An 8,496-nucleotide genomic window follows, 5' to 3' on the forward strand; every position below is an offset into this window, starting at 1 on the left:
GAGTTTTGGTTTAAGACCAGAAAATAATTTCACCGTTAGGAAGTAAGCCAATCATGGAAGTGAAAGCTACACGTTGTCCATTCATTGGCTCAACATAGTGAAAGTTGCTGGTATTGAAAAGCAATACATCTCCTACGTAAGGTTGAAAAGCGATCGCATCTTTATCGGCAATGACTTTATCGCTATATCCGTAAGAATCGAGCTTATATTGCTCATCTTCCGGTGTCCAACGGCGATCGTAAATACAAGTTTTACCACGATCGTTATCAGACAATTTCAAGTACAAAGTCCAGGAAAGTTGAGTGGTAATTGTGCAAACTTCCCATCCAGATTGCTCCAATGGGGCAAAATCAATATGAAGTTGAGTACCATTTTCAATTTTTCTGATCAATCCTGCATAATAGCTACCGTAGTCTGGTTCAGAAGCAACTCGTACCTTCGCGCCACACTCTCTAAATTTCTCTATGATGCGCTCTAATGGATTGAAGGAAGCTGCAAAAATAGAGTCTCTTAATTTAGATGCTCTTTCTACTTCTTGAAAATAGTTTCCTTTACTAATACTGTTATATTCAAACACTGTAATGCCAACTTTTTCAATTTTAGGAGTGACATCTTCATAAGTATTAAAGACGAGTGATTGAGATTGAGCATATAACATTTCACACTCTTCGCGTGTGGCAAAATCTTTAATCCGAATTAGAGGAATGCGTTGTTCAATCAGCTTTCTTAAAGATTCTGTTGTTAAGGAATACTCTTGGTTTTTTTCCCACAGTGTCGATTTAATTTGGTTAGAAGCAGCAGTCATAATACATTTCCTTACATTTCAATTTCAAATTTAAATTCCTACTAATATTTAGCAAAGCCATGTTTGCTTGTGGAGTTCTGAAAAATAAATTATCTAAATTTACTCAGATAATATATTTATCTTACCCCCTTGCCTATATAAGGCTTGCTGAATGCAAACTTTCAAGCGTTCGGCTAAAATCTGAACGTGGGGTTCAGCCAACATTGTCACATGGTTGCCTGGAACAAAATGGATATCTACTGGTTCGCAAGAATACTCCTCCCAGCCCATAGCTGAATCCTGTGAAATATCAGAAAACTTACTATTCAAGCGTTCTGGAGGAGTCTCGCTGGCACGTAGAAGAGTAATTTGTCCGGGATAGGTATGTTGTGGTTCATATTTAATGAGAGATAGAGAGTTTGCTTTTAAAGCTTGCACGATGTTTTTTAGCTGTGTAATTTCAGCATTAGGAGGCAACATATTTACCGTTTTGAAATGCTGTAAAACTCGTTTTAGTTGTTCCTCTACAGATAGCGATCGCAGAGTATCGTAAGAAATATCTATATTCGTTGATAGAGAAACTTCTACTGCTTTAATCGCCTCAACCAGCCACCTCGCATGATCCCAATCAAGACGCTCAATTCGTGTTTGTTTGTCTTTAGAGGTTGGTGCTGGCATATCAATCATGGCAAGTAGCGCAACTTGATGTCCTTGATAAACCAACTGAGTCGCCATTTCAAAAGCCACGATACTTCCTAAAGAATGCCCTCCTAAAAAGTATGGCCCTTGCGGCTGAACTGTCTGCATGGCTTGAATATAATGATTAGCCATCTCCTTAATTCGGGTAGCTGTCTCTAGTCCATCTAAATTGTTGGCTTGAAAACTGTATAAAGGTTGGTCTTCTCCTAAATAACGCCCTAAATGATACAAGTAGAAAGGCTCACCACCCGCACCAGGAAGGCAGAAGAAAGGTAACTTGGAACCGTTTGGCTGAATTGGAACTAGACAAGACGAACTTTCATAATCCGAGTCTATTTGCAAAATTGTCGCCAACTGTTCAATTGTTGGATTTTGGAACAGGCTGGTTAAACTCACATCTTTACCAAATTGCTGCTTGATTTGAGCCATTAAGTAAGGAGCTAACAGCGAATGACCGCCAAGGTCAAAAAAGTTGTCTTGTACTCCCACCTTGTCAACTTTGAGAATTTTTGACCAAATTTGTACTAGTTGCAGTTCTAATTGGTTACGGGGTTCGATAAATGTGTCTAAGTGATTAACGTTAGAAGGTATTGGCAAAGCGCGGCGGTCTACTTTGCCGTTGGGTGTTAGTGGCAGCCTATTTAGGAAGACAAAACTAGAAGGTACCATATACTGTGGCAATTTGGTAGAGAGGAAACGGCGAATCTCGCTGATGGTAGGTGTTGATTCTGGAGTGGGGATGATGTAAGCCACTAAGCGTTGCTCGTCAGACTCATCTTCACGTGCAGCTACTACAGTCTGATGCACAGATGGGTGTTGTGCTAACACTGTCTCAATTTCTCCCAGCTCTATACGTATGCCGCGAATCTTGACTTGATAATCTTGGCGACCGAGAATTTCTAGAGTGCCATCTGGAAAATAGCAGCCGCGATCGCCTGTATAATACAGCAAATCTTGTTCATCGTTGCGAAAATGATTGATGACAAACAGAGAGCGCATTTCTTGGGACGCGTTAATGTAGCCCAAACTGCGGAATGGAGTCCGCAAAACAATCTCGCCCGGTTCCCCAATCCCAGACAATTGGTGATTTCTACCCAAAACTAGTGCTTGAGTTTCTGGAAGTGTTCTTCCAACTGGCTGTATTCCTGGTCTGGGTTCGCTGGGTACTTGGTAATAACACTTCGCCAAAGTTGTCTCTGTGGGCCCATACAGATTAACGATTTCACCTGCTTCGGGAAAAGCATTTCGCCATTGCAGTACAAGTGTCTCCTTCAGAGGTTCTCCGGCTAAGAATAACCAGCGTAAGTTATGCAGAGAAACCTTCGAGGGAACATTGGCTAACCATGATTGCGCTAAGGAGGGAACTGTATGCAGAACAGAAATCTGTTCGCGTTCCAAGTAACGTAAAATTTTCGTCGGTTCTAACTTATCCTCTGGTGCTGGCAGACACAAGGTTGCACCACTGGTCAAAGGTAAGAAAATATCTCTGAGGACAACATCAAAGGAAAGTCCTGTTAATTGGGCAATCCGGTCTTGTTGATTAATTTCAAAGGTTTGTCTTTGCCAATTGAGAAAATGCGCCATCCCTTTGTGACACCCCAACACTCCTTTAGGAACGCCAGTAGTACCAGAAGTAAAGAAAATATAGGCTGCATCATTAGCAGATATTTCCGGCAAGGGTATTGTATGACTGCTTTCTAAAGAATTTATGGCTTCTGCTGTGTCTGGATTTATACAGATAACAGTTAAAGACTGCCATATTTGGTCTTCTAGGTATTGACTATCGACGTACAATATGAATTTAGCTTTAGCTTCTTGAAGCATTAGCCGTTGGCGTTGACTAGGAAGTTGCGGATCTATAGTAAGTAAAACTCCTCCACTCAAGAGTACAGCGATCGCACTGGCAATCAATCCAAAACTTGGGCTTCCATATACAGCTACGACATCACCCTTAGCGATACCATGACTCAGCATCACCCTGGCTAAAGCTTGAGATTTATTGCCTAATTCGCCATAGTTCCAAGTGCGAGATCCTTGACGCACTGCTGAGAGTTCTGGGGCGCTATTTACCCAAGAGGTAAAGGTTGTTGTGACTAATTCGTATTCTGGTTGTGGTATGGCTGTTGTGGGATCTGGTAGCAACAGTTGGGCTTGCGGTGTGACAAGAGAATAAGAGGCAATGTTACTATCAGCATCAACAACAATTTGATTCAGCAAATGATGGAATTGTTGCACCATTTCCACCATTCGTTCTGAAGTAAATAGGTCAGCATTATATAGTAGTTGCAGAGTTATTCCTTGTTCGTATTCTGCAACATACAAGCTTAAGTCAAACTTAGAAGCCGCTTCTGACATCAATATAGGTTCTACAGACAGCCCAAAAAGTTCTAGTTCGTTTTGTGCCAAATTCTGTAAATTAAACCACACCTGAAAAATTGGATTATGGCTGAGATTTCGTTCTGGCTGTAATGCTTCCACCAACATTTCAAAAGGTAAATCTTGATGGGTGTATGCGCCCAAAGCTACTTCTCGCACCCGCGATAATAACTCCCTAAAACTGGGATTCCCATCTAAGCGGGTACGCATCACCAAAGTATTGATAAAAAAGCCAATTAGTGATTCAATTTCTGCACGGTTGCGGTTAGCGATCGGTGTACCTATGCAAATATCATCCTGTCCACTATAACGCCATAGCAATATTTGAAATACTGCTAACAGCGTCATAAACAAAGTGACACTTTCTTTTTGACTCAAATTTTTCAGAGCAGTACTTAACTCTTTCGAGATTACCAACTCTTGATAAGCCCCGTGATAAGTTTGCACCGCTCCTCTCGGTCGGTCAGTGGGTAGGGATAATAAAGTTGGTGCGTCTTTTAGTTGTTGTTGCCAGTACGAGAGTTGGCCTTGCAGTACATCCCCTTGCAACCACTGTCTCTGCCAAATTGCGAAATCTGCGTACTGAATTAACAATGGTGCTAATAATGACAATTGATCTTGAGTATAAGCATTGTATAAAGCGGCTAATTCTTGAGTAAACACACCAATTGACCAACCATCAGAGACAATGTGATGTATAAACACTAACAAAGCCTGTTTTGTTTGGGACAGTAAGACTAAAGTTGCTCTGATTAATGGTTCATCTGCCAAGTTAAAAGGTTGCTGTGCTTGTTGTTGCACTAATTGTTGCAAAGCAATTTCTTGTTCGCTTGTCGGTAGATGCTGCAAGTCAACAATTGATAATATTCCCTGCTCCCTGCTCCCTGTTCCCTGCTCCCTAATAACTTGAAATGGTTGCCCATCAACGTTAATGAAGTTGGTGCGTAATACTTCATGGCGACGAATAATTTCTTCTAAGCTTTGTTCTAAGGCTGTTTGATTGAGAGTGCCAACTAGACGCAAAGTTAGGGGCATATTATATGCGCCACCTAGAGGCTGTAACTGGTCTAAAAACCACAAACGCTGTTGAGCATAAGACAGTGGTAATTGTGTATTGTTTGTTCGCCTTAAGATGGGTGGCGTAGAAATTTCTAATTCTTGTTGCTGCAATTGCCCAATAAAATGCCCCAATTCGGCAATGGTTGCTCTGGCAAATAACTCACGCAGTGGTAGTTCTACTTTAAAAATGTTGCGGATACGCGAAAGTAATTGCGTTGCTAGTAACGAATGTCCCCCCAGTTCAAAGAAATTATCATGTATGCCTACTTGCTCTAGTTTTAAGATTTGCGCCCAAATTTGCGCCAGCATTTCTTCAACTGGATTGCGTGGAGCAAAGTATTTATCTGATAATTTGCTTTGTAAATCTGGTGCGGGTAAAGCACGACGGTCTATTTTTCCGTTAGGAGTGAGTGGTAGAGAATCCAGAATAGCGATCGCATTTGGAACCATATATTCTGGAAGTTTTGCTTTTAGGAAGTCACGCAGTTGATTGAGTATATTTGTACAATGCTGATGCGGAACCACGTATGCAACTAAACGTTTATCACCAGGAGTGTCTTCACGGGCGATGACACAAGATGCTTGTACATCTTGATGTTGGCTTAGGACTGTTTCAATTTCGCCCAACTCCATTCGGAAGCCCCGAATTTTTACTTGGTTGTCAATACGCCCTAGGTATTCAATATTGCCATCAGGTAAATAGCGAGCTAAGTCCCCTGTTTTGTAGAGATGCTCAGAATAAGCAGGGGAGCAGGGGAGCAGGGGAGCAGAGGGGAAATCCTCTCCTCTGCCCCTCTGCCCCTCTGCCCCTCTGCCTCTTTGAAAGGGGTTAGGAATAAATTTCTCTTGTGTTAACTCTGGACAGTTGAGGTAGCCTTTTGCCAAGCACGCACCCCCAATATATAATTCTCCTGGCACACCAATAGGAACAGGCTGTAAATACTTATCCAGAATATATACAGTTTTGTTAGGCAGGGGACGACCAATAGGAATTTTTTTCAAATTGATGTCTTCACTTACCTGAGGAAGAGTTTCAAATAGAGTTGCGCCGATAGTTGTCTCTGTGGGGCCATAAATATTGATCAGACGAACACAAGACATTTGGCTTTGTTGCCAAAGGGCAACATATTCAGGCAACATGACATCGCCACCAACCAACGCAAGTCTCAGTTGGTTATTGGGATCTAACACTTGTGTTTGAAAATGCTCTTGAGCCAATTGGTGCCAATAGGCTGTTGGAAGACTAAGGACGGTAATTCCAAAATCCGAAATTATTTTTTGGCAGTTTGTCGGAGTCCATACATCAGAGCCTCGGAGTACCAAGGTAGCACCAACCATTAATGTATGAAATATATCTTCTAATGAGGGATCGAAGCTGATTGAGACAAACTGGAGTAAACGATCGCTCTGTACAAATTTATAAGTCTGTTGAACAATATAGCAGTGATTAGCGATCGCGCTATGTGAGATCATCACCCCTTTGGGTCTTCCTGTAGAACCAGAAGTATAAATTACATAAGCCAAGTTAGTTGCTTGCACACTAGTGATTGGATTTTCCTGGCTATACTTACCTATATTTAGCCAGTTGGTATCCAAAAGTACTTGCTCTGCTTGATATTGAGGCAACTTCTCAATTAGACTATGTTGTGTTAGCAGCACCGAAACTTGAGCATCTTCTAGCATAAAGCTCAAACGCTCAGGCGGATAATCTGGGTCAAGTGGCAGATATGCGCCACCAGCTTTGAGAATTGCCAATAGCCCTACCACAATATCTAAAGAACGCTCGACACAAATACCCACCAGCGTATCAGGTTTTACACCCAATGAGCGTAAGTAATGAGCTAATTGATTAGCTCGGCAATTTAACTGCTGATAAGTCAGTTGTTGATTTTCAAATATTACTGCTATAGCATCCGGGGTACGCTCTACCTGCTCTTCAAACAGCTGATGAATACACTTATCGGTAGGATAGTCTACTTGAGTATTGTTCCACTCTACTAATAACTGTTGTTGCTCAACTGCTGTTAGCAAAGGTAATTGTGAAATCTGCTCTTTGGGGTTAGCAATAATGCCTTTAAGTAATGTGACAAAATGCCCACTCATGCGCTCGATAGTGGCTGCATCAAATAGGTCAGCATTGTACTGCCACATACTTACCAGTCCAGTGGCAGTGTTTTGGAATGATAAAGTTAAATCAAACTTGGCAACTGTGCTCTGGGTTGGTAAAGGACTGATAGTTAAGCCAGGAAGCTCTACTTCAGATATGGGTGCATTCTGGAGGACAAACAACACCTGAAATAAAGGTGTATAGCTCAGGTCGCGTTGTGGCTGTAATGCTTTGACCAACTCATCAAAAGGGAAGTCTGCATGAGTATAAGCTTGCAATATGCGTTGTCGTACTCGACCTAGCAATTCCTTAAAACTGGGGTTGCCTGACAAATCGGTACGTAATACTAAAGTATTGACAAAAAAGCCAATTAACCCTTCAAGTTCTAAGCGATCGCGGTTAGCAATTGGCGTACCCACTACAATATCATCAGAGCTTGTATAGCGATAAAGCAAGGTAACGTAAGCACAGAACAGCGTCATAAATAGGGAAGCTCCCTCTTGCCTGCTAAAATTGGCGATCGCTTGACTCAGTTCGCTTGATAATTCTACATATTGGACTGCGCCTCGGTAAGTTTGAATGGCTGGTCTAGGTCGGTCTGTAGGTAATTCTAATAAGGTAGGAGCGTTTTTGAGTTGTTGCCTCCAGTAGTCAAGCTGCGTTTGCAGTACTTCTTTTTGCAACCACTGCCTTTGCCAAATCGCAAAGTCGGCATACTGAATTGATAACTCAGGTAGCTTGGGAGACAAGTTATTGCAGATGGCTGAATAGATGGTTGCTAACTCGCGCATTAATATGCCTGTTGACCAACCATCCACTATGATGTGGTGGACTGTTAGTATAAAAGCGTGTTCTAGCTCTGTGGATTTCACCACACAAGCTCGGATTAAAGCAGAGCTAGCAAGGTCAAAGGGTTGAGCAAGTTCAGTCGTGGCTAATTTTTGGCAAGCGATCGCTTTTTCACTTTCAGGTAACTCTGTTAAATCTACTACTAGCACACTTAAAGTTAAGCTGTCAGCAATTACCTGGACTGGCTGTTCGTTGATAGTGCGGAAGTTGGTACGTAAAACTTCGTGGCGAGCAATAATTTTGTTGAGGCTTTGCTCTAGTGCCGCGACATTCAACTGACCGTGAAATTTTAGAGCTGTTTGTTCGTTGTAGAAGGGACTATCTGGTTCCAACTGGTTTAATAACCAGAGTCGTTCTTGGGCAAAAGATAAAGGTATGTTCTGAGGGCGCTTGGCTTTGACGAGAGGTAAATCTGTATTGGTAGCGGCTTTTTTCTCTTGCAAAAACAAGATAAGCTCTGATTTATTTTGAGCTAATAAATTACGAGTTTCTAGCGTCAACACTCCCTTAGGAGCATTAACGCGCAACTGCTCACCTTCAACCCAGAACTTCACACCCTGTTTATTAAGATTAGCTACCAATTGCTCGATATTCACAAAAACATTGCCTCCACGTTGCCTAA

General features: G+C 41.9%; 2 protein-coding genes. Both read right to left on the minus strand.

What is annotated here, in order from left to right:
- Nucleotides 1-10: 10 nt before the first annotated feature.
- Nucleotides 11-805: a hypothetical protein gene (locus RMX98_RS25855; protein WP_322676919.1), complete on the minus strand. Its 795-nt coding sequence runs from the start codon at nucleotides 803-805 to the stop codon at nucleotides 11-13.
- A gap of 99 nt (nucleotides 806-904) precedes the next feature.
- Nucleotides 905-8,470, minus strand: a complete 7,566-nt coding sequence (locus RMX98_RS25860; RefSeq protein WP_322676920.1) for a non-ribosomal peptide synthetase — start codon at nucleotides 8,468-8,470, stop codon at nucleotides 905-907.
- Nucleotides 8,471-8,496 lie beyond the last annotated feature (26 nt).

The sequence above is a fragment of the Nostoc sp. DedQUE02 genome, assembly GCF_034531035.1.
Taxonomy (GTDB): Bacteria; Cyanobacteriota; Cyanobacteriia; order Cyanobacteriales; family Nostocaceae; genus Nostoc.